This window comes from Micromonospora palomenae (assembly GCF_007829925.1).
GTDB lineage: Bacteria > Actinomycetota > Actinomycetes > Mycobacteriales > Micromonosporaceae > Micromonospora > Micromonospora purpureochromogenes.
The window spans coordinates 965,529-984,646 of sequence record NZ_VIXA01000002.1 but is presented as its reverse complement, the minus strand read 5'-3'; the positions used below and the strand labels follow the sequence as shown (position 1 = coordinate 984,646).

At 71.7% G+C, this 19,118-nt stretch carries 17 protein-coding genes and 2 pseudogenes; 13 read left to right on the top strand and 6 right to left on the bottom strand.

The genetic code is table 11. The features are described from left to right. Positions 1-9: 9 nt before the first annotated feature. Positions 10-693, bottom strand: a complete 684-nt coding sequence (locus FHX75_RS15680; protein ID WP_154940682.1) for a S1 family peptidase — start codon at positions 691-693, stop codon at positions 10-12. Between the two features lie 460 nt (positions 694-1,153). Between FHX75_RS15680 and purS the strand changes: the two genes are divergently transcribed. The 4 genes from purS (at position 1,154) to FHX75_RS15660 (ending at position 5,720) form a co-directional block, all read left to right on the top strand. Then, the gene (purS, locus tag FHX75_RS15675; RefSeq protein WP_088959474.1) at positions 1,154-1,417 is read left to right on the top strand and encodes a phosphoribosylformylglycinamidine synthase subunit PurS; all 264 of its coding nucleotides are present in this window, start codon (positions 1,154-1,156) and stop codon (positions 1,415-1,417) included. After that, positions 1,414-2,097, top strand: coding sequence for a phosphoribosylformylglycinamidine synthase subunit PurQ (purQ, locus tag FHX75_RS15670; protein ID WP_154940681.1), 684 nt, complete (start codon positions 1,414-1,416; stop codon positions 2,095-2,097). The genes purS and purQ overlap by 4 nt, the downstream gene beginning before the upstream one ends. A gap of 70 nt (positions 2,098-2,167) precedes the next feature. Continuing rightward, positions 2,168-4,960 (top strand): phosphoribosylformylglycinamidine synthase subunit PurL, encoded by a 2,793-nt coding sequence (gene purL / locus FHX75_RS15665; RefSeq protein WP_154940679.1) that lies wholly within the window; start codon positions 2,168-2,170, stop codon positions 4,958-4,960. Positions 4,961-4,964: 4 nt separating this feature from the next. Next, positions 4,965-5,720 (top strand): 2-phosphosulfolactate phosphatase, encoded by a 756-nt coding sequence (locus FHX75_RS15660; RefSeq protein ID WP_170285379.1) that lies wholly within the window; start codon positions 4,965-4,967, stop codon positions 5,718-5,720. 61 nt (positions 5,721-5,781) lie between these two features. On the opposite strand, the gene FHX75_RS15655 is transcribed toward FHX75_RS15660, so the two are convergent. After that, positions 5,782-7,833: a carboxypeptidase-like regulatory domain-containing protein gene (locus tag FHX75_RS15655; protein ID WP_154940674.1), complete on the bottom strand. Its 2,052-nt coding sequence runs from the start codon at positions 7,831-7,833 to the stop codon at positions 5,782-5,784. 152 nt (positions 7,834-7,985) lie between these two features. Between FHX75_RS15655 and FHX75_RS15650 the strand changes: the two genes are divergently transcribed. Continuing rightward, entirely contained in the window at positions 7,986-8,354 is a 369-nt protein-coding gene (locus FHX75_RS15650) for a sterol carrier family protein (protein WP_154940672.1), read from the top strand. A gap of 1,203 nt (positions 8,355-9,557) precedes the next feature. On the opposite strand, the pseudogene FHX75_RS31645 reads toward FHX75_RS15650, so the two are convergent. Beyond that, positions 9,558-9,791: pseudogene (locus tag FHX75_RS31645) on the bottom strand (sterol carrier family protein); the annotation flags it as partial. Positions 9,792-10,070: 279 nt separating this feature from the next. On the opposite strand from FHX75_RS31645, the pseudogene FHX75_RS30795 reads away from it, so the two are divergent. From FHX75_RS30795 to amcA, 5 genes and pseudogenes are all read left to right on the top strand, one after another. Further along, a pseudogene (locus FHX75_RS30795) lies at positions 10,071-10,220 on the top strand (sterol carrier family protein); the annotation flags it as partial. 170 nt (positions 10,221-10,390) lie between these two features. Further along, complete coding sequence (purF, locus tag FHX75_RS15635) at positions 10,391-11,929, top strand: amidophosphoribosyltransferase (protein WP_154940668.1); 1,539 nt, start codon at positions 10,391-10,393, stop codon at positions 11,927-11,929. A gap of 55 nt (positions 11,930-11,984) precedes the next feature. Continuing rightward, positions 11,985-13,139 carry a phosphoribosylformylglycinamidine cyclo-ligase gene (gene purM, locus FHX75_RS15630; protein ID WP_154940666.1) on the top strand — a complete coding sequence of 385 codons (1,155 nt, stop codon included), beginning with the start codon at positions 11,985-11,987 and terminating at the stop codon, positions 13,137-13,139. Positions 13,140-13,267: 128 nt separating this feature from the next. After that, entirely contained in the window at positions 13,268-14,371 is a 1,104-nt protein-coding gene (gene amcB, locus FHX75_RS15625; RefSeq protein WP_342799350.1) for a cyclophane-forming radical SAM peptide maturase AmcB, read from the top strand. Beyond that, on the top strand, positions 14,340-14,576 hold the full coding sequence (gene amcA, locus FHX75_RS15620) for a multiple cyclophane-containing RiPP AmcA (RefSeq protein WP_154940662.1): 237 nt from the start codon (positions 14,340-14,342) through the stop codon (positions 14,574-14,576). Before amcB ends, amcA begins: the two co-directional genes overlap by 32 nt. Before the next feature lie 143 nt (positions 14,577-14,719). Here the strand turns inward: amcA and FHX75_RS15615 are convergent, their stop codons facing one another. Together FHX75_RS15615 and FHX75_RS15610 are read right to left on the bottom strand one after the other, a co-directional pair. Further along, positions 14,720-14,935 carry a DUF3073 domain-containing protein gene (locus FHX75_RS15615; protein ID WP_154940660.1) on the bottom strand — a complete coding sequence of 72 codons (216 nt, stop codon included), beginning with the start codon at positions 14,933-14,935 and terminating at the stop codon, positions 14,720-14,722. 290 nt (positions 14,936-15,225) lie between these two features. Further along, the gene (locus tag FHX75_RS15610; protein WP_154940658.1) at positions 15,226-16,308 is read right to left on the bottom strand and encodes a Glu/Leu/Phe/Val family dehydrogenase; all 1,083 of its coding nucleotides are present in this window, start codon (positions 16,306-16,308) and stop codon (positions 15,226-15,228) included. A gap of 171 nt (positions 16,309-16,479) precedes the next feature. Here FHX75_RS15610 and FHX75_RS15605 point away from each other — a divergent pair, with 171 nt between their 5' ends. Further along, a complete protein-coding gene (locus FHX75_RS15605) occupies positions 16,480-17,319 on the top strand; it encodes a DUF8083 family protein (protein WP_154940655.1) in 840 nt (279 codons plus the stop codon). A 252-nt stretch (positions 17,320-17,571) separates the two neighbouring features. Then, complete coding sequence (locus FHX75_RS15600) at positions 17,572-17,781, top strand: BldC family transcriptional regulator (protein WP_007073996.1); 210 nt, start codon at positions 17,572-17,574, stop codon at positions 17,779-17,781. Positions 17,782-17,877: 96 nt separating this feature from the next. Here FHX75_RS15600 and FHX75_RS15595 read toward each other — a convergent pair whose 3' ends face one another. Continuing rightward, positions 17,878-18,258: a PPOX class F420-dependent oxidoreductase gene (locus FHX75_RS15595; protein ID WP_154940653.1), complete on the bottom strand. Its 381-nt coding sequence runs from the start codon at positions 18,256-18,258 to the stop codon at positions 17,878-17,880. Between the two features lie 54 nt (positions 18,259-18,312). On the opposite strand from FHX75_RS15595, the gene FHX75_RS15590 reads away from it, so the two are divergent. Beyond that, on the top strand, positions 18,313-19,092 hold the full coding sequence (locus FHX75_RS15590; protein WP_154940651.1) for a class I SAM-dependent methyltransferase: 780 nt from the start codon (positions 18,313-18,315) through the stop codon (positions 19,090-19,092). Positions 19,093-19,118 lie beyond the last annotated feature (26 nt).

Sequence of the window (19,118 nt, the reverse complement as noted above, 5' to 3'; positions counted from 1 at the left end):
CGCTAACCGTCAGACACCGGAAACCGAGGTGATCCAGGCCCGGTTGTACGCGACACTGCCGTAGTTCTGGATGCTCACGCCGTCGGCGGTGGAGGCGACCCCGACCTGCCGGCCGTTGTAGAACTGCGGCCCGCCGGAGTCACCGCGCCAGGCGTTGCCGCTGATCTCGGTGCTGCGGATCGCCTGCCCGCCGTACGCGTCGGTGACGTTGGTGCTGGTCACCTGGACCGAGGCGGTCTTGAGCTGGCTGGAGGCCGAGCAGCCGCTGTAGCAGGTCTGGCCCCAGCCGTAGATCGTGTTGGTGGAGCCGACCGGCGGGTTGCTGCTGGCCAGTGTCACCGCGCTGGTGGTGACCGGGCTGGACAGGCGCATCAGGGCGAGGTCGTAGCGGCTGTAGGTGGCGCTGACGGTGCGGGTCACGCCGCCCGAGGAGCGGTAGACGCTGCCCACCCGGACGGACATCGAGCCGCTGATGCAGTGCCGGGCGGTCAGCACCCACTGCGACGAGATCACGCTGCCGGAGCAGGTGAACGAGCCGTTGCTGAACACCGCCGCGGCCCACGGCGCGGAGGAGACGGTGTTGCCGCCGATGATCGGCTGGGGGCCGGCCGGGGCGGCGGTGGCGCCGGAGGCGGTGGCGAGGACGCCGGCGAGCGCGGTGGTCAGTACCGCGAGCAGGGGGCGGAGGCGCATGGGGGAACTCCTTGATCGGGGGCCCGGGGTCGCCGGGGAGTCGGCCTCGGCGGGTGGGGGGGTGACCCGCCGGGGACGTCGAAAGCATCGACATCTGCCGATGTAGGCTAGAGCCCGCGAGTTCCGTTCACAAGAGTTAATCGAGATTAACGGATGTGACGCCCTGGGCTCGGGGCCTGCTCGTCCGTGTTTGTCGGGAACCGGTCAGCCCTGGCGAACTCTCCCCGGGATTTGCCTGGTCAGCGGGGTGGCGACGGCGGTCCGCCGGCACGGCAGGCAACGAAACCGCATCGGCCCGGCAACGAACACGCATCGGCCCTCCGTCGGGACGGGTCGTTATGTCGATCACTGCCTGAACTGCCCCCGGCCGGTGCGTCCGGACCGGAATCTGCCAGGTACGCTGGCTGCGCTCGCCCGTAGTGGGCCGGCACCCAACTGCGTACACAGTCAGGAGTGCCCAGTGCCTCGCGTCGTCGTCGACGTCATGCTCAAGCCCGAGATCCTCGATCCTCAGGGCCAGGCCGTCGCAAACGCGCTGCCGCGGCTCGGCGTCAGTGACGTCGCCTCTGTCCGGATCGGCAGGCGGATCGAGATCGAGTTCACCGGCGAACCGGACCTGGACCGGGCCCGCGAGATCGCCGACAAGCTGCTCGCCAACCCCGTCATCGAGGACTTCACCGTCCGGGTGGTCGAGGCGGACGAGACCGTGGACGCGCACCCGTGACCGCCCGCGTCGGTGTGGTGACCTTCCCCGGTTCGCTCGACGACGGCGACGCGGCCCGGGCCGTACGGATCGCCGGGGCCGAGCCGGTCCGGCTGTGGCACGGCGACGCGGAGCTGCACGGGGTGGACGCCGTCGTCCTCCCGGGTGGCTTCTCCTACGGCGACTACCTGCGCTGCGGCGCCATCGCCCGGTTCGCCCCGGTGATGGACCGGATCGTGGACGCGGCCCGGGGCGGCCTGCCGGTGCTCGGCATCTGCAACGGCTTCCAGATCCTCTGCGAGGCCCACCTGCTGCCCGGGGCGCTCACCCGCAACCAGCACCTGCACTTCCGCAACCGGGACCAGATCCTGCGCGTCGAGTCGACCGGCACCGCCTGGACGAACGCCTTCCAGGCCGGTCAGGAGATCCTGATCCCGGTCAAGAACGGCGAGGGCTGCTACGTCGCGGACACCGCGACCCTGGACGAGCTGGAGGGCGAGGGCCGCGTCGTCGCCCGCTACGTCGGCGGCAACCCCAACGGGTCGCAGCGCGACATCGCCGCGATCACCAACCCCGCCGGCAACGTGGTCGGCATCATGCCGCACCCCGAGCACGCGGTGGAGGCGCTCACCGGCCCCTCCCTGGACGGTCTCGGCTTCTTCACCTCGGTGCTCAAGCACCTGGTGGGGGCGCCGGCGTGACCGTGCGCGGCGGGATCATCGGTCGGCTCCCCCGCCCGACGGGCGGCCACGAGCGCAGCGAGGAGACGTCATGACCACCCATCCGGACCCGGTCGTACGGGAGACACCGGGCGCCTTCCCGGCTGCCCCGACTGAGCCGCGCGCGGCCACCGTGGTGCCGCAGGGCGGCCCGGCCGACGCGGGCCGGCACGCCGGCTCGGCGCCGGCCGCCGACTGGACCGCCGGCGTGGACACCGTGTCGCAGGCCGCCGGCACTCCCGAGGAGCTTCAGCCGTACGCCGAGCTGGGCCTGCGGGACGACGAGTACGACCGGATCCGGGACATCCTCGGCCGGCGCCCCACCCAGTCCGAGCTGGCGATGTACTCGATCATGTGGAGCGAGCACTGCTCCTACAAGTCGAGCAAGGTGCACCTGCGCCAGTTCGGCGAGAAGGCCCCGCCGAGCGACCGGCTGCTCGCCGGCATCGGTGAGAACGCCGGCGTCGTGCGGATCTCCGACGAGCTGGCGGTGACCTTCAAGGTCGAGTCGCACAACCACCCGAGCTTCGTCGAGCCGTACCAGGGCGCGGCGACCGGTGTCGGCGGCATCGTCCGGGACATCCTCGCCATGGGCGCCCGCCCGGTCGCCGTGATGGACCCGCTGCGCTTCGGCGCGGCCGACCACCCGGACACCGCCCGGGTGCTGCCCGGCGTGGTCGCCGGCGTCGGCGGCTACGGCAACTGCCTCGGCCTGCCCAACATCGGCGGCGAGCTGGTCTTCGACCCCTGCTACCAGGGCAACCCGCTGCTCAACGCGCTCTGCCTCGGCGTGCTGCCGGTCGACCGGCTGCAGAAGAAGGACGCCACCGGCCCGGGCAACATCGTGGTGCTGCTCGGCGCCAAGACCGGCCGGGACGGCATCGGCGGCGTGTCGGTGCTGGCCAGCGCCACCTTCGACGAGGGCAGCGAGCAGCGCCGCCCGTCCGTGCAGGTGGGTGACCCGTTCACCGAGAAGCTGCTGATCGAGGCCTGCCTGGAGCTGTACGACGCCGAGCTGGTAGTCGGCATCCAGGACCTGGGCGGCGCCGGCCTGACCTGCGCGCTCACCGAGACCGCCGCCTCCGCCGGCACCGGTATGCGGGTGTGGCTGGAGCGGGTGCCGCTGCGCGAGCCCTCGATGGAGCCGCACGAGATCCTGGCCAGCGAGTCCCAGGAGCGGATGCTGCTGGTCGTCGCCCCGGAGAAGCTGGAGGCGGTGCTCAAGACCGCCGACAAGTGGGGCGTGCTAGCCACCGCGATCGGTGAGGTCACCGCGCCGTCCCCCGACGGGCAGCCGGGCCGGCTGCTGGTCACCTGGAACGACCACGTGGTGGTCGACGTGCCGCCGGGTTCGCTGGTGGACGACGGCCCGGTCTACGCCCGCCCGATGCGCGAGCCGGCCGACCTGATCCTGCTCCAGGCCGACCGGGCCGAGACGCTGCCCCGGCCGAGCACGCCGGAGGCGCTGCGGGAGACCCTGCTCCGCATGATCGCGTCGCCGAACCTGGCCGACAAGACCTGGGTCACCGAGCAGTACGACCGGTACGTGCTGGGCAACACCGTGCTCGCCCAGCCGGAGGACTCCGGCGTGATCCGGATCGACGAGCGCACGGGCCTCGGGGTGGCCCTGTCGGTGGACGGCAACGGCCGGTACGCCCGCCTCGACCCGTACAACGGGACCAAGCTGGCGCTGGCCGAGGCGTACCGGAACGTGGCCGTGACCGGCGCGAAGCCGATCGCCGTGACCAACTGCCTCAACTTCGGCTCGCCGGAGGACCCGGGCGTGATGTGGCAGTTCGCCGAGGCCGTGCGCGGCCTGGCGGACGGCTGCCTCGAGCTGGGCATCCCGGTGACCGGCGGCAACGTCAGCTTCTACAACCAGACCGGCGCCGCCGCGATCCACCCGACCCCGGTGGTCGGCGTGCTCGGCGTGCTGGACAACGTCGCCGACCGGGTGCCGATGGGCTTCGCCCCGCGGGCCGGTGGCGACCACGACCAGCTCTTCCTGCTCGGTGACACGCACGTCGAGCTCTCCGGCTCGGAGTGGGCCTGGGTGACCCACGAGCACCTGGGCGGCATGCCGCCGCAGGTCGACCTGGCCCGCGAGCGGGTGCTGGCCGAACTGATGGCGGAGGCGGCCCGGGTGGGTCTCCTCAGCTCCGCGCACGACCTCTCCGACGGTGGTCTCGCCCAGAGCCTGGTCGAGTCCTGCCTGCGGCGCGGGGTCGGCGCCCGGATCGCCGTGCCGGAGCGGTTCGCCGACGGTTCGCTGCCGTTCGTCTTCCTGTTTAGCGAGTCGGCCGGCCGGGTGCTGGTCTCGGTGCCCCGCGGCCGTGAGAAGGCGTTCACCGCCCTCTGCGGTGAGCGTGGTGTGCCGTGGGAGCTGATCGGCGTGACCGACCCGGCGGGCGGCGCCCTCGAGGTGCACGGCCAGTTCCGGATCGGCCTGGACGAGCTGCGCGAGGTGCACACCGCCACTCTGCCGCGGCTGTTCGGTGGCGTGGAGGCAGCCCAGGTCGAGGTCGAGGCGACCCGGACCGGCACCACCACCGTCGCGCCGGCCACCGCCGTGCAGCCGGTGGACGTGCCGACCGCCGCCGACGCGGAGGCCGAGCGGGCCGAGGCCGACGAGGACGCGCAGCCGGAGCCGGCCGCCGCCGCCGAGTCGCCCCAGCCCGAGGCCAGCGTGGCCGAAGGCACCGTCGCCGAGCCCACCGCCGTCGAGGCGGCGGAGCGGGAGCGTCCGACCACGGAGGTCACCGCAGATGCGACGGCTCCCGACGCTCCGGCGGCCCCGGCCGACCCGGGTGACGACGAGCAGCCCTCCGCGCCCGATAAGCGCTGAGGCGTTGGCCGGGGCCGTCTACGCCCAACCCGGTGCCGGCGCCCGGTTCGACTGGGGGCTGACCGGGGCGGCCGAGCTCGGCCGGGTCTGCGCCGTGCTGGTGGTGGTGGACGTGCTCTCGTTCACCACCGCCGTCGAGGTTGCGGTCGGCCGGGGCATGCGGGTGCACCCGTTCCCCTGGGGTGAGCAGGCGGCGGACTTCGCGCGGCGGGTCGGCGCGGTCGCCGCGGTGGGCCGCCGGCAGACCACCCCGGAGCACCCGTGGTCGCTCTCGCCGGCGGCGTTGAGCACGGCGCCGGTCGTCACCGACCTGGTGCTGCCGTCGCCGAACGGCTCCGCCATCAGCGCCGCCGCCAGCGCCACCGGCCTGCCGGTGGTCGCGGCGTGCCTGCGCAACGCCCGCGCCGTCGGGCGTTGGCTGCGCCGCCAGGGGTACGGCTCGACCGACGCCCCGGTGGGTGTGGTGGCCGCCGGTGAACGCTGGCCGGACGGCTCGCTGCGCCCCTGCGTGGAGGACCAGCTGGGCGCGGCGAGTGTGCTGGACGCCCTCTCCGGCGTACCGGGTGGGCTCTCGGTGGAGGCGGCGATGGCGCTCGCCGCGCTGGCCAGCACCCCTGACGTTCCGGCGGCCGTACGCGGCTGCGTCTCCGGTCGGGAGCTGATCGAGGGCGGCTTCGCCGGCGACGTGGAGGTCGCCGTGCGGGTCGGCGTCTCCGAGGTGGTGCCGCTGCTGCGCCAGGGCGTCTTCTCCGCCGCCTGACCAGGCAATGCGAAAGGGCCGCCCGGTGCTCCGGGCGGCCCTTCCACGTCGGTCCCTGGGGTCAGTCGTCCAGCCAGTCGAGGCGACGACCGCCACGGTCCTGCTGCGGCGCCGCGTCCGGCCGCGCCCGACCCGCCTGGGCCTGGTCGCCGTAGTAGCCACCGCCCTGCTGCTGGTCGTAGCCCCGGTCGTCGTACCCGCCGGTGCGCTGCTGCGGCGGCTCCTGGTCGTAGCCGCCCTGCTGGCCGTAGCCACCCTGGCCGGCGCCGTAACCGCCGGCCGGCTGGTCGTAGCCGCCCTGCTGGTCGTACCCGCCCTGGCCGGCGCCGTAGCCGCCGCCCTGCTGGTCGTAGCCGCCCTGGGCAGCGCCGTAGCCGTTGTCGTAGCCCGGCTGCTGGCCGCCGGCGTCGTAGCCGCCGCCCGGTGCGCCGTAGCCGTTGCCGCCGCCGTAGCCGCCGGCCGGTTCCTGGCCCCGGCCGTACGGCGCCGGGTCCGGCTGGCCGTAGCCGTGGCCCTGCTCGGGCTGGTAGGTGCTGGTCGGGTACGGGTCGGCCGCCGGGGCGTACGCGCCGGTGCTCTCCCCGGTGTACCGGCCGGTGGGCTCGTCGTAGCGCTCGCCGTAGCCGCCACCCTGCTCCTGGCCGGCGTAACTCGGGCCGCCGGCCGGAGCGCTGTAGTCCCGGCTGCCGTAGCCGCCGCCGGAGGCGGGAGCGTTGCCGTAGCCGCCGGCCGCCGCGCCGGCCGCGCCGTAACCGGCGTCGGCGGACGGGGCGCCGCCGTAGCCGCCACCCGAGGCGGGCGCGGTGCCGTAGCCGCCGCCGGAGGACGGGGCGTTGCCGTAGCCGCCCTGCTGGCCGTAGCCGCCCTGGGCGGGCTCGTCGCCGTAGCCGCTGCCGGCCCAGCCGCCCGCCGCGGCGCCCGCGGCGCCGTACGGCTGCGGCGGAGCCCCGTACGGGTCCGGCGGGACGTCGTCCACGATCGGGCGGTGCATCATCGTCGGCGCGTCGCTGAGCGAGGTGCCGCCGACCATGGTCGGGTCCGGCCCGGCCGCCCCGACCCGGTTGACCACGCGGGTCTGGTCGTCGGCCCCCCGGAACGCGCCCCGCGCGCCGGGAACCGCACCCGCGGCGGCGGCGCCGGCCGGGGCGTCGTCGTCCTCCTCGTCGGCGTTCTTGCGCCGCATCCAGAGCAGCACGATCGTGCCGACGCCGGCCGCGACGAGCAGGCCGCCGAGCAGGATGATGATGAAGGAGGTGGCGCCGCCGCCGTCGGACGCGGCCTGGGACTGCCCGGGAGCAGCCGCCTCGGCGCTCTCCTCGGCGGCCTCCTCGGTCACCTCGTCGGTGGGCAGCGGCTCCTCGGTGGCCGACGGCGTGGCGCTCGGGGAGACCTCGACCTTGATCGCCAGGGCGATCCGCTGGCCGGTCAGGCTCTGCCCGGCGCTCGCGTTGAGCGTCTTGGTCGCGACGATGTTGTCCTTGCTCGCGCCGAGCTCCAGTCGGCCCGGAGCGATTGGCTTCTCCGCGCTGCCGGTGATTCGAAAGTTCCCACTGGCGTCACTGGTGGCGTCGAAGCGCTTGCCCGTGCTGTCTTGGAGCATGACGAAAGCATTCGGGACGGGGTCCCCGTTCGCAGCAACCACTACCTTGCCGCTGATCGACTTGACCGTCTGGTTCTGCGGCGGGGCGGTCGTCGGGGCCGCCTTGGCCTTCACGGTCACGCTGAGCGGCTTTGAGTCGGAGCCGCCGCTGCCTTCGACGCGCACGGTCGCCCGGGTCCCGTTGGCTGCCGGCGCGTCGTCGCTGGCCGAGAGGGTCAGATTGACGCGCTGCTGCCCGGGAATCAGGCCGAAGTCGACCTCCCCGCAGCCGCCGCATGAGACGCCGGCCGGAAGACCGGTGATGCTGATGTTCGCCGTCTTCTCGTCGCCCTCCGGGTTGACCTGGACGCTGATGCGGCCGGGGGAGCCGCCGGCGTCGATGGTGACCGAGCCGTCAGAAGATGTGATCTTGGCTGCGAGGGCTGGTGTTGCGGGGACGGTGAGCACGGCGCCGGCAACCAGCGCTACGACCACACCGGCCCGCTGCTTCCAGGCACGTCGGTGTGTTGACACGTCCACCGCCTTCCGGACTGACTTCCCGGGCCGGGTGGGCCCGGAATCATCACGGTACGAATACGCCGTCGGCAACTATGCCTTGTCTGACCGGATCAGCGCGACCCAGGGCCAGCGTCGCGGCCTCCGCCAGCGAGTCGTATCGTCCCGTCGTGTCCTCTCCGCACATTAAGTCCGCCGCGGTCGCGGCGGCGTTGTCGGCGCTCGACGAGGGGCGTACGCCCGATCGGCCGGTGTACCGAGAGGCGGTCCGTGCCTTGTTGACCGCCCTCGCGGAGCGCGCCCCCGGCCGATCGGTGGAGGTGCGTGTCCCACCTTACGGTGCAGTTCAGTGCCTTCCGGGCCCTCGACACACCCGGGGCACCCCGCCGAACGTGGTGGAGATGGACCCTCGAACTTGGCTGCTCCTCGCCACAGGTCGGCTCCAGTGGGTGCAGGCCCTTGCCGAAGGTCGGGTGCGGGCCAGTGGACCCCGGGGTGACATCTCTTCTTATCTGCCCCTGCTTGCCGAAGTTGAGTAGCAAGCGAGTGCGGCGGAAGTGTTGCCCAGCGTAGCCAGTAGCTTTCGCCTCACCCCGACCGTGCGCTCCCCCTTACGACTCGCCTTACCTGTAAGGCGAGTCGTAAGGAGGAGCAGGTCCGGCCCGCGGAGCTATGTCGCCTTGTTCTTTCCCTTTACTCTTACGCCCTCACTTCTAGCAAACCTTTATGCCATCGAGGCCGTTGTTCCACGGCGAGGGGATGCTCCCGGCAGCGTATGGTGCGACGGAAGTGAACTGCTCGTACCATGCGCTGTTGGCGCTGGAGTAAATGTAGTAACCGCTTCGCGTGCCCCTCGTCTGGTTGTTTGAGTAGGACGACATTTTGTCGTTCCAGTACCCACCTCCGGGGTACGCATACTTGCTGAGGTCGCGAAGTGCGCACGTGTAGAAGCTGAGCCTGTAGCCGGCCCAATTATTGTCGGAATAGACGCATGAATAACCATAGGAGCAGCCGGCGAGGACCGGCCCGTCCGCTGCTGCAGCGGTCGTCGCCATTCCCGTTTTCTCGCCAGCGGCACGATTTGCAAGGGCGGTTCGGCGTGAATCCGGGGACTGTGTCGATGGCTGCGCTGCTGCCCCCTCCCGCGTGACCGGTACGTCTCGGTTGTGACCCTGTGGGAGGGAGAGGAGGACTCCTTCTTCGATCTTGATCGTGTCTGCACTGACTGGTGCAGACCCCGGGTAGATTGCCATCAGCGACTTGAGTGCGACAGAGGGACCATCTTGCGAGGTGGCGCCCTCCGCGTGCGCCATCCCCGGCGAAGCGGCCAGGATCACGGCTGTAAGTGCGGCCGTCACCATACTCGTGCGGGTCTTTTGCTGGCTGTTCAATTGCCCTCCTGTCGCATTTTTGGATCCGGTCACCTGTCGATAGGTGCGCCCCGAAACCATGGCCGGGGGTGCCTGCGGAAAGACTAGCAGGCGTCGATCAACTTCGCTATACAGTCCAATTTATGCTGTTATGACTCAGGGGTTATGAGTCCGACCCCGGAATGCCGCCCGAGCCGACGAGTTGCGAGCGATGGCTTTGGTCTTTGACGGAGTTGTCGGTCAGGATGCCGGGGAGTCTGACGCGCCTGCCACCCTGTCGAGTGGGTGGTCAACTCGTCCGCCTGCGTGGGAAGTTGCTGGGGTAGCTGGCGGCGCTAGAGACGGTGATCGCCGAACGGGAAGCGCGGATTGGTCTGGAGGGCGTGCAGGTGTGTGTCGGGGGCCCGGAAGGCGCTGAACTGCACCGTAAGGTGGGACACGCACCTCAACCGATCGGCCGGGGGCGCGCTCCGCGAGGGCGGCCAACAAGGCACGGACCGCGTCTCGGTACACCGGCCGATCGGGCGTACGCCCCTCGTCGAGCGCCGACAACGCCGCCGCGACCCGCGGCGGACTTAATGTGCGGAGAGGACACGACGGGACGATACGACCCGACGGCGGAGGCCGCGATTCGACAAGCGGATGCTTCACGCCAAGCGGTGACCCGTGGGATTTTGGACACTTCCGACGGGTCAACCCCGCCACCCACAGCGATGTTCAGCCTGGTCACCACTACTGGAACGGGCCACCGCCTTGTTCCGGAGGGCCTCGCTCGGAGCATCGGCCTGCTGCAGCGTGCGGCCCTCACGAGCGTCCACCCGAGGCCGACGCCCCGACCTGGGATAAAGAAGGCTTTAGCGCCAGCTTCGACAATCCTCCACTCCCCGTGGCACCCCGCCGAACGTGGTGGAGATGGATCCGGCGACCTGGTTGGCGCTGGCGACCGGACGGCTCTCGTGGGCCGAAGCCGTCACCGAGGGTCGCGTACAGGTGAGTGGGAACCGGGCGGACCTCTCCGCGCATCTACCTCTCTAGCAGCGACTCCACGGCCGTCGTGGTGACGCGCTGGAGGCAAATCGTGACTATCTGTATCGACTGCCATTCGCGTACACTGTCAGGCGACGACAGTGGTCCCGGCCGAGGAACGCGGATCAGCACCTCTGATTCCGCCAGGCCAGTCCAGACCAGCATGAGGGAGCGGCAGGGTGCCCCGAGGCGACGGCCGGCTGAGCCACGACCTTGATCCCCAACGACCCGGCCCGCAGGACGCCTGTGGCGTCTTCGGTGTCTGGGCCCCCGGCGAAGAGGTCGCCAACCTGACCTACTTCGGCCTCTACGCGCTCCAGCACCGGGGCCAGGAGGCCGCCGGCATCGCGGTGAGTGACGGTTCCGGCGTCGTGGTCTACAAGGATCTCGGTCTGGTGGCCCAGGTCTTCGACGAGCCGACGCTGGCGAGCCTGCGCGGCCACGTCGCGATCGGGCACGCCCGTTACTCCACCACCGGCGGCTCGACCTGGGAGAACGCCCAGCCGACCATCCGGTCCACCACCTCCGGCACCACCATCGCGCTGGCCCACAACGGCAACCTGGTCAACACCGCCGAGCTGCAGAAGGAGGTCGCCGAGCGGGGCCTGGTCGCCGACGGCGCCACCAACGACACCTCGCTGGTGACCATGCTGCTGGCCAGCCGCCCCGACCTGTCCGTGGAGGCCGCCGCGCTGGAGGTGCTGCCGCAGCTGCGGGGCGCGTTCAGCTTCGTCTTCATGGACGAGTCGACGCTTTACGCGGCCCGCGACCCGCACGGCGTACGCCCGCTGGTGCTCGGCCGGCTGGAGCGCGGCTGGGTGGTCGCCAGCGAGACGGCCGCGCTGGACATCGTCGGCGCCAGCGTGGTCCGCGAGGTCGAGCCGGGTGAGCTGATCGCCATCGACGCCGACGGGCTGCGGTCGGCCCGGTTCGCCGCGCCGGAGCCCAAGGGCTGCCTCTTCGAGTACGTCTACATCGCCCGCCCGGACGCCACCATCGCCGGGCGCAACGTGCACTCCGCCCGGGTGCAGATCGGCCGCCAGCTCGCCAAGGAGCACCCGGTCGAGGCCGACCTGGTGATCCCGGTGCCGGAGTCCGGCACGCCGGCCGCGATCGGGTACGCCGAGGAGTCCGGCATCACCTACGGCGCCGGCCTGATGAAGAACCCGTACGTCGGGCGCACCTTCATCCAGCCGTCGCAGACCCTGCGCCAGCTCGGCATCCGGCTCAAGCTCAACCCGCTGCGGGAGAACGTGCGGGGCAAGCGGCTGGTGGTGGTCGACGACTCGATCGTGCGCGGCAACACCCAGCGGGCCATCGTGCGGATGCTGCGCGAGGCGGGCGCGCTGGAGGTGCACGTGCGGATCTCCTCCCCGCCGGTCAACTGGCCGTGCTTCTACGGCATCGACTTCGCCACCCGTGCCGAACTGCTGGCCAACGGGCTGGACAACGAGGGCATCCGCCGGTCGATCGGCGCCGACACCCTCGGGTACGTCTCGCTCCCGGGTCTCATCGCCGCGACCGAGCAGCCCAAGACCCGGCTCTGTCGCGCCTGCTTCGACGGGGAGTACCCGATCGAGCTGCCGGCCGGGAACCTGATCGGCAAGCACGTGCTCGAAGGAGTGGGGCGGCGGGTCACGAACCAGCCCTCCGACGCCCTCGGGCACACCGCCCCACCGCTCGTCGCCACTCCCGGCGGCGCGACCGTCCACCCGTAGCACCACCGGCGCCGCCCGGCACCCCGAGCGGCACCGAGAACCAAAGGGGAGAACCGTGACGCACGTGTCCGAGCGCAGCGGCGCAGGAAGCAGCCCGACGGGCGCCGGCGGCGACCGCCAGCCCTGGACGGCCGGCTCCGGCCGCACGGCGCGCAAACGCTCGGTCTCGTACGCGGACGCCGGTGTGTCGATCGAGGCGGGCGACCGCGCGGTCGAGCTGCTGAAGTCCAAGGTCAAGCAGACCCGGCGGCCGGAGGTCATGGGCGACCTCGGCGGCTTCGCCGGCCTGTTCCGCCTGGACACCAAGAAGTACAAGAACCCGATCCTGGCCTCGTCCACCGACGGCGTGGGCACCAAGCTGGTGATCGCGCAGCAGATGGACATCCACGACACGGTCGGCATCGACCTGGTCGCGATGGTCGTCGACGACCTGGTGGCCTGCGGCGCCGAGCCGCTGTTCCTGCTCGACTACATCGCCACCGGCGAGGTCGTGCCGGACAAGGTCGCCGAGATCGGCGCCGGCATCGCCGACGGCTGCCGGTACGCCGGCTGCGCGCTGCTCGGTGGCGAGACCGCCGAGCACCCGGGTGTGCTGCGCCCCGACGAGTACGACATCTCCGCGACCGGCGTCGGCGTGGTGGAGGAGAGCGACATCCTCAGCCCGGAGCGGGTCGAGGTCGGCGACGTGGTGATCGCCATGCGCTCCTCGGGCCTGCACTCCAACGGCTACTCCCTGGTCCGGCACGTGCTGCTCGGCGCGGGCCGGATGCGGCTGGACGTGGTGATCGAGGACTTCGGCCGGCAGCGCACCCTCGGCGAGGAGCTGCTCACCCCGACCAAGATCTACGCGCAGGACTGCCTCAAGCTGATCGCCGAGGCCGAGGTGCGGGCGCTGGCCCACGTCACCGGCGGCGGTATCCCGGGCAACCTGGTGCGGGTCCTGCCGGAGCACGTCGACGCGGTGGTCAACCGCTCCACCTGGAAGCCGCAGCCGGTCTTCGACCTGATCCAGTCCAAGGGCCGGATCGAGGACCCGGAGATGGAGGCGACCTTCAACATGGGCGTCGGCATGTTCGCGATCGTCTCGGCCGAGGACGCCGACCGGGCGCTGGCCACCCTGACCGGTCGCGGCGTCGACGCCTGGCAGGCCGGCGAGATCATCGAGGGTTCCGGCAACGTGCAGATGATCGGGCAGCACACCCGCGGGTGATCACGCTGCGTTGATCATCCGGGCACCTGATCAGGGCTTCACCCGAGTGGCCATCGCCGCCTAGCCTGAAGGGCCTCAGGCACGGGGGAGGAGGGCCGATGGCTGCTCGGGCACAGCCCGTGACGGGGATGCGGGGCATCGCCGGAGTTCCCTCGTACGTGGTGATGCAGCCGACGACGCTGTGCAACCTGGACTGCGTCTACTGCTACCTGCCGTTCCGCGCCGTCGACCGGCGGATGCCGGTGGCGGTCGCGGAGGCCGTCGCCGCCGCCGTCGACCCGTGGGCGGCCACCGGGCGGTTCTCGGTGGTGTGGCACGGCGGTGAGCCGCTCGCGGCCGGCCGGGAGCACCTGGCCGCCCTGATGGCCCCGTTCGGGCCGCGGGTGGAGCACCACGTCCAGACCAACGCCACGCTGATCGACGACGCCTGGTGCGCGTTCTTCGTCGAGCACGGGGTGCGGGTGAGCGTGAGCGTGGACGGCCCCCGGGAGCGCAACGGCGACCGGGTGACCCGGGCCGGCCGGCCGGCGTACGACCGGATCGTGCGCGGGGTGGCGACGCTGCGCCGGCACGGCCTGCCGTTCTCGGCGCTCGCCGTGGTGAGCCGGCCCGCCCCCGGCTACGCCACCGAGCTGTACGACTACTTCCTCGACCTCGGCTGCGACGTGCTCGGCGTCAACATCGAGGAGACCGAGGGGGTCAACACCCGCGGCAACGCGCACGACGCGGCGACGGTGACCGCGTTCTGGGCGGAGCTGGTGGCGGCCTGGCGCCGGGCGCCCCGGATTCACCTGCGGGAGGTGGAGTGGTCGTTGCGCTACGCCGCGGCGGTGCTGGACGGCGCGGCGGACGACCTGCTGCCCCGGCAGCTCGACCCGATCCCCACGATCGGCCACGACGGGTCGGTGACCGTGCTCTCCCCCGAGCTGGCCGGCTTCACCCACCCCCGCTACGGCGACTTCAGCAGCGGCAACGTGCTGGCGACCCCGCTGGCCGAGATCCTGGCCGGCGCGGCGGGCACGCCGTGGGTCGGCGAGTTCCTGGCCGGGGTCGAGGCGTGCCGGTCGTCCTGCCCGTACTTCGGCTTCTGCGGTGGCGGCCACGCGGCCAACCGTTACTTCGAGCTGGGGCGTTTTGACGGTACGGAGACCGAGCACTGCCGCAACAGCAAGATCCGCCTACTGGAGGGAGTGTTGGAGCATGCCCGAGACCACGAGTCACCGGCAGCCTGAGCACGTCGGGAGAGGTGCCGTCGATCCGGTCGTGGACCGGGTCCGGCAGGCCGCCCCGGGGCTTACCGCCCTGCTCCACGAGGCCGAGGCCGCGCGTCGGTCACGGGCGGAGGTGTCGGGGTCCGACGGGGCCAGCGCGGTCTGCGCGTGGAACCACTTCGAGAACATCCCGACGTTCTACAACTGGAACAACCGCCCGCGCTGAACAGGCCGCGATCAGGGACCTGCCGGCCGGCCGGAGAGCGTTCCGGCGGGGCGAGGTCCCTGATCGTCGGTCATGGCGCCGCTTCTGTCGGGCACATGCGTGAGCACGCGGGGAGTTACCGCGTGCTCAGATGCGACCGGAGGTCAGCGGGTCGGAGGAACCCAGGGATCCGGGTCTTCGTCCGCGTGATCCTCATCATCGTCGTCGACATACTCTTTGTAGTCGTCGTCGAAGTTGTGCTCAGACTTACCAGCACCCGCCAGTTCGCGCTGCAAGGCGGTGAGGTCGGTGTTCGGGGAGTGGTACTTCAACTCCCGGGCCACCTTCGTCTGCTTGGCCTTAGCACGGCCGCGCCCCATGGCTCGACCCCCTCGCACAGAATGCGGGGCAGCCCGAAGGCGGGCCCCGATGACGTCAGGCATCTCTCGTGGCTCTTACGGTACATGGGGATGCCACCGTTCGGCACCTCGGGTTACCGTCAGCCGGCCCTGCGCGTCGCAGCGATCCGGCCGTCACCGAGTGTACCCGGTAAGGAGCGGATGCCGGGGCCGGCCGTGACACCGGACAGATCGTGACGAACTCCCCGAATGGAGCTTACTCGGGGGTGCCCCGGGGCCCGGGGCGGTGCCCGCACCCCGGGGGCCGCCCGTCAGCGCAGGAGGATGCTGCGCAGCCGGCCCACGTCGGCCATCCGGCGCTCGGCCAGCCGGTCGGCGGCCACCGCCGGCGGCACGCCCTCGTCGTCGGCGAGCTGCAGGATCTCCCGGGTGGTGTCGTAGATCTTCGTGGCGCGCAGCTTGGCCCGCTCGAAGTTGAAGCCCTCGATCTCGTCGGCGACCTGGATCACGCCGCCGGCGTTCACCACGTAGTCGGGGGTGTAGAGGATGCCCCGGTCGGCGAGCAGCTTCTCGATGCCCGGGTGGGCGAGCTGGTTGTTGGCCGCCCCGGTGACGACCTTGGCGCGCAGCGCCGGCACGGTGTCGTCGTTGAGGGCGCCGCCCAGCGCACACGGGGCGTACACGTCGATGTCGGCGGCGACGAGCGCGGAGGCGTCGTCGACCAGCTCGACCTGCGGGTGGGTGGTGCGCACCCACTCCAGGGCCTTCGGGTTGACGTCGGTCGCCACGACCTCGGCGCCGTCGTCGAGCAGGTGCTTGGTGAGGTACTTGCCGACCTTGCCCAGGCCGGCCACGCCGACCCGCTTGCCGGCCAGCGTCGGCGCGCCCCAGACGTGCTCGGCGGCGGCGCGCATGCCCTGGAACACGCCCCAGGCGGTGAGGATCGAGGAGTCGCCGGCGCCGCCGTGCTCCACGCTGCGGCCGGTGACGTAGCGCGTCTCCCGGGCGATCACGTCCATGTCGGCGACGTAGGTGCCGACGTCGCAGGCGGTGTAGTAGCGGCCGGCCAGCGACTCGACGAACCGGCCGTACGCGCGCAGCAGCGCCTCGCTCTTGATCTGCTCGGGGTCGCCCCAGATGACCGCCTTGCCGCCGCCCAGGTCCAGCCCGGCGAGGGCGTTCTTGTACGCCATGCCGCGGGAAAGGTCGAGCACGTCCGCCAGCGCCGCCTCCTCGCTGGCGTACGGGTAGAACCGGGTGCCGCCGAGCGCGGGGCCCAGCGCGGTCGAGTAGATACCGATGATCGCCTTGAGGCCGGTCTGCTTGTCCTGGCAGAAGACGACCTGTTCGTGACCGGTCGATCCCGGATCGTCGGTGCTCGCGAATACGCCCATGGCTTGCTCCTGTTTCGGTGTGCGCCCTTGTGGGACGCGGACCTGGGTCGACGCCGGCGGGATGCTGCCGGTGCTGCTGAGCCTAATATCGGTCCACGCCGCACCGCCGTCCACGTCATGCCTGCCGGGCGCTGACGGCGCTGGGGCCCCGTCTCGTGGGAGGATCGCGCCGTGCCGTCGCTCTTCGCTGCTTATCTGCGCGTCTACGAGCCGCTGACCGCCTTCGACCGGGACCGTCAGTCGTACTGGCGGCGCTACGTGCGGGAGGGACGGGCGGTCGCCCCGCTGGAGGGCCCCGGACGACAGCGCACCTCGGTGATCGAGGCGCTCGGCGCAGGCTGGACCCGGCTGCCCGACCTGCCGGACGAGGCGTACGTCCTGGAGGCCGACGACACGCTGCTGGTCTGCCCGTGGAACCTGCGGATCCGGGTGGCCGAGGCGGCGCTCAGCGCGCGGGACGGGGTGCCGTCGGTGCTCGCCGACGCGTTCGTCCCGCCCGTGCTGGCGGGTCAGGCCAAGGCGGTGGTCGACGACTGGCGCAGCGGGGCGCGGGTGCTCGAACACGGGGTCCCGCGGCTGCACGAGCAGATCGCCACCTGGGGCGTGCCGCTGCGCTGGTTCGTGCTCTTCGAGCCGGCGGAGCGGGACCTGGTCACCCAACCGGGGCGGCGGGCGCTGCGCTACCGCACGGAGATCTCCAAGGCCCGCCGCCGGTCGTCCCGGGCGTTGTCGGTGCTGCGCAAGTCGGTCGGGGAGGCACCCATCACCGAGGCGGTCGAGGAGGCCGCCCGCTGGTTGGAGGAGTTCCATCCGCGCTCGGTGGTGGAGCTGGACTACGGCGGCCTGGTGCAGCTGCTCTCCGACGAGACGCTGACCGCGGACGACTCGACGGAGCTGGTCGCCGCCGGCCTGGCCGGGCTCGCCCGGGGCGAGGCGGAGGAGGCCTCCGCGGCGTACGACCGGCTGGTGGCCCGCTGGCGTGCGGTGCAGCTGCTCGAGCGGTGCAACTGACCACGAATCCACCCAGCGATGCGGTCAGATCCGAGGCGATCTCGTAGTTGACGCATCACGAACCGTGATCATGAGTCCGAATAAGGTACTTTCTGCCGTGTAAAAGTCAGATAAATCGGGCATGGTTCATCCGTCCGTCTAGGGACCTTCGGCCGTTCGGCCCATGTCGGACATCGGGGACTAGCCGGACCATGGGAGACGCGTCGGCCGGCGGGACCCCGGCCGATGTCTATACATGTGGAGGAGTGACCGATGGCATCGCGAACGCACGAACCAGAGCCGCTACTCACGCCGGCCGAGGTGGCGTCGATGTTCCGTGTCGACCCGAAGACGGTGACCCGGTGGGCCAAGGCGGGAAAGCTCAGCGCGATCCGGACCCTGGGCGGCCACCGTCGGTACCGCGAGTCGGAGGTTCGGGCCCTGCTTCAGGGGCAGATCCCGCAGCAGCGTCAGGGAGACTGACCTACCGACACCGAGAAACGTTCCGGTCTCAGGGGCGGGCGGACGTCGCGACAGCGACGATCCACCGCCCCTGAACCATGTCCGGGCCTCCGACGCTCACTCCTGGACGGAGATCCGGATCCCGATCGTGCCCCGCTCGCCCCGCCGCAGCCGGCTGCCCAGCAGGCTGAGCCGGCCCAGCAGCCGGTACTTCCGCTTGATGAGGTCGCGGACCCGCTTGGTCTCCTCGGCGGAGCTGAGCACGGCGTGCCCGGGGACCGCCGTACCGCGCGGGCGGCCCCGCACGTCGCAGGGGGCCACCGTCACCGTGCCGTCGCGCCGGATCCGCTTCACCTTGCCGGAGTCCGCCGCCGTCCAGACCGCCAGCGAGTCGCCGTCGCGCACCGCCCAGACCGGGGTCGGCACCGCGCTTCCGTCCTTGCGGAACGTCGTCAGCAGGACGTACTTCTCCGCCGCCAGGCGGTCCAGGTCGGTCACGCCGCCCAGGATACGACCGCGACACGTCCCGGCCGCACGGATAGCGTGAACCCCGTGACCGGGGAACCGAGAATCGGCGACGTGTTCGGCGAGATGCTGCGCGACGCGTACGCCGTGCACACCGGCATCGGTCCCCGGCCGCTGGTGGGCGGGCGGCTGCCCCGACCGGTCATCGAGATCATCGAACGGGACGACGGGCTGATCAACGGCGCGCCCGCCGCGCACTACCTCGACGGGCCGCAGGACTGGCAGCCGTACGACCACCGGGCCGTGGACCGGGCCCGGGGCGCGACGCTCGACATCGGCGTCGGGGGCGGGCGGATCGCGCTGCTGCTCCAGGAGCGCGGCGTACCGGTGACCGGACTGGACACCTCGGTCGGCGCGCTGCGGGTGTGCCGGCACCGGGGGGTGCGCGACCTCGTCCTCGGCACGGTCGACGAGCACGCCGCCGACGGCCGGCGATACGACACGTTCCTGCTGCTCGGCAACAACCTGGGGCTGATCGAGGGGCGGCACCGGGCGGCGGCGTTCCTGGCCGCGCTCGCCGCGATGGCCGCCCCCGGCGCGCAGGTCATCGCGCACGGCACCGACCCGTACGGCACGAAGGACCCGGTGCACACCGGCTACCACGAACTCAACCGGCGGCGCGGCCGGCTCGGCGGCCAGCTGCGGCTGCGGCTGCGCTACCGCGAGCTGGGCACGGAATGGTTCGACTACCTCGTCTGCACGGCCGAGGAGCTGGCCGGGCTGGTCCGGGACACCGCCTGGCGACTGACCGACGTGGACGACCGGGACGCCCCGTACTATCTGGCCACCCTGCGGCTGGCGGGCTGAGCGCGCCGCCGGGACCCCGGACCGGG

Bases quoted from the DNA above. Each gene is read 5' to 3' on its own strand.
- purL (WP_154940679.1), top strand. From the start codon at position 2,168: ATGACCACCCATCCGGACCCGGTCGTACGGGAGACACCGGGCGCCTTC.
- FHX75_RS15610 (WP_154940658.1), bottom strand. From the start codon at position 16,308: ATGGGCGTATTCGCGAGCACCGACGATCCGGGATCGACCGGTCACGAA.
- amcB (WP_342799350.1), top strand. From the start codon at position 13,268: ATGCGGGGCATCGCCGGAGTTCCCTCGTACGTGGTGATGCAGCCGACG.
- amcA (WP_154940662.1), top strand. From the start codon at position 14,340: ATGCCCGAGACCACGAGTCACCGGCAGCCTGAGCACGTCGGGAGAGGT.
- FHX75_RS15615 (WP_154940660.1), bottom strand. From the start codon at position 14,935: ATGGGGCGCGGCCGTGCTAAGGCCAAGCAGACGAAGGTGGCCCGGGAG.
- FHX75_RS15680 (WP_154940682.1), bottom strand. From the start codon at position 693: ATGCGCCTCCGCCCCCTGCTCGCGGTACTGACCACCGCGCTCGCCGGC.
- FHX75_RS15600 (WP_007073996.1), top strand. From the start codon at position 17,572: ATGGCATCGCGAACGCACGAACCAGAGCCGCTACTCACGCCGGCCGAG.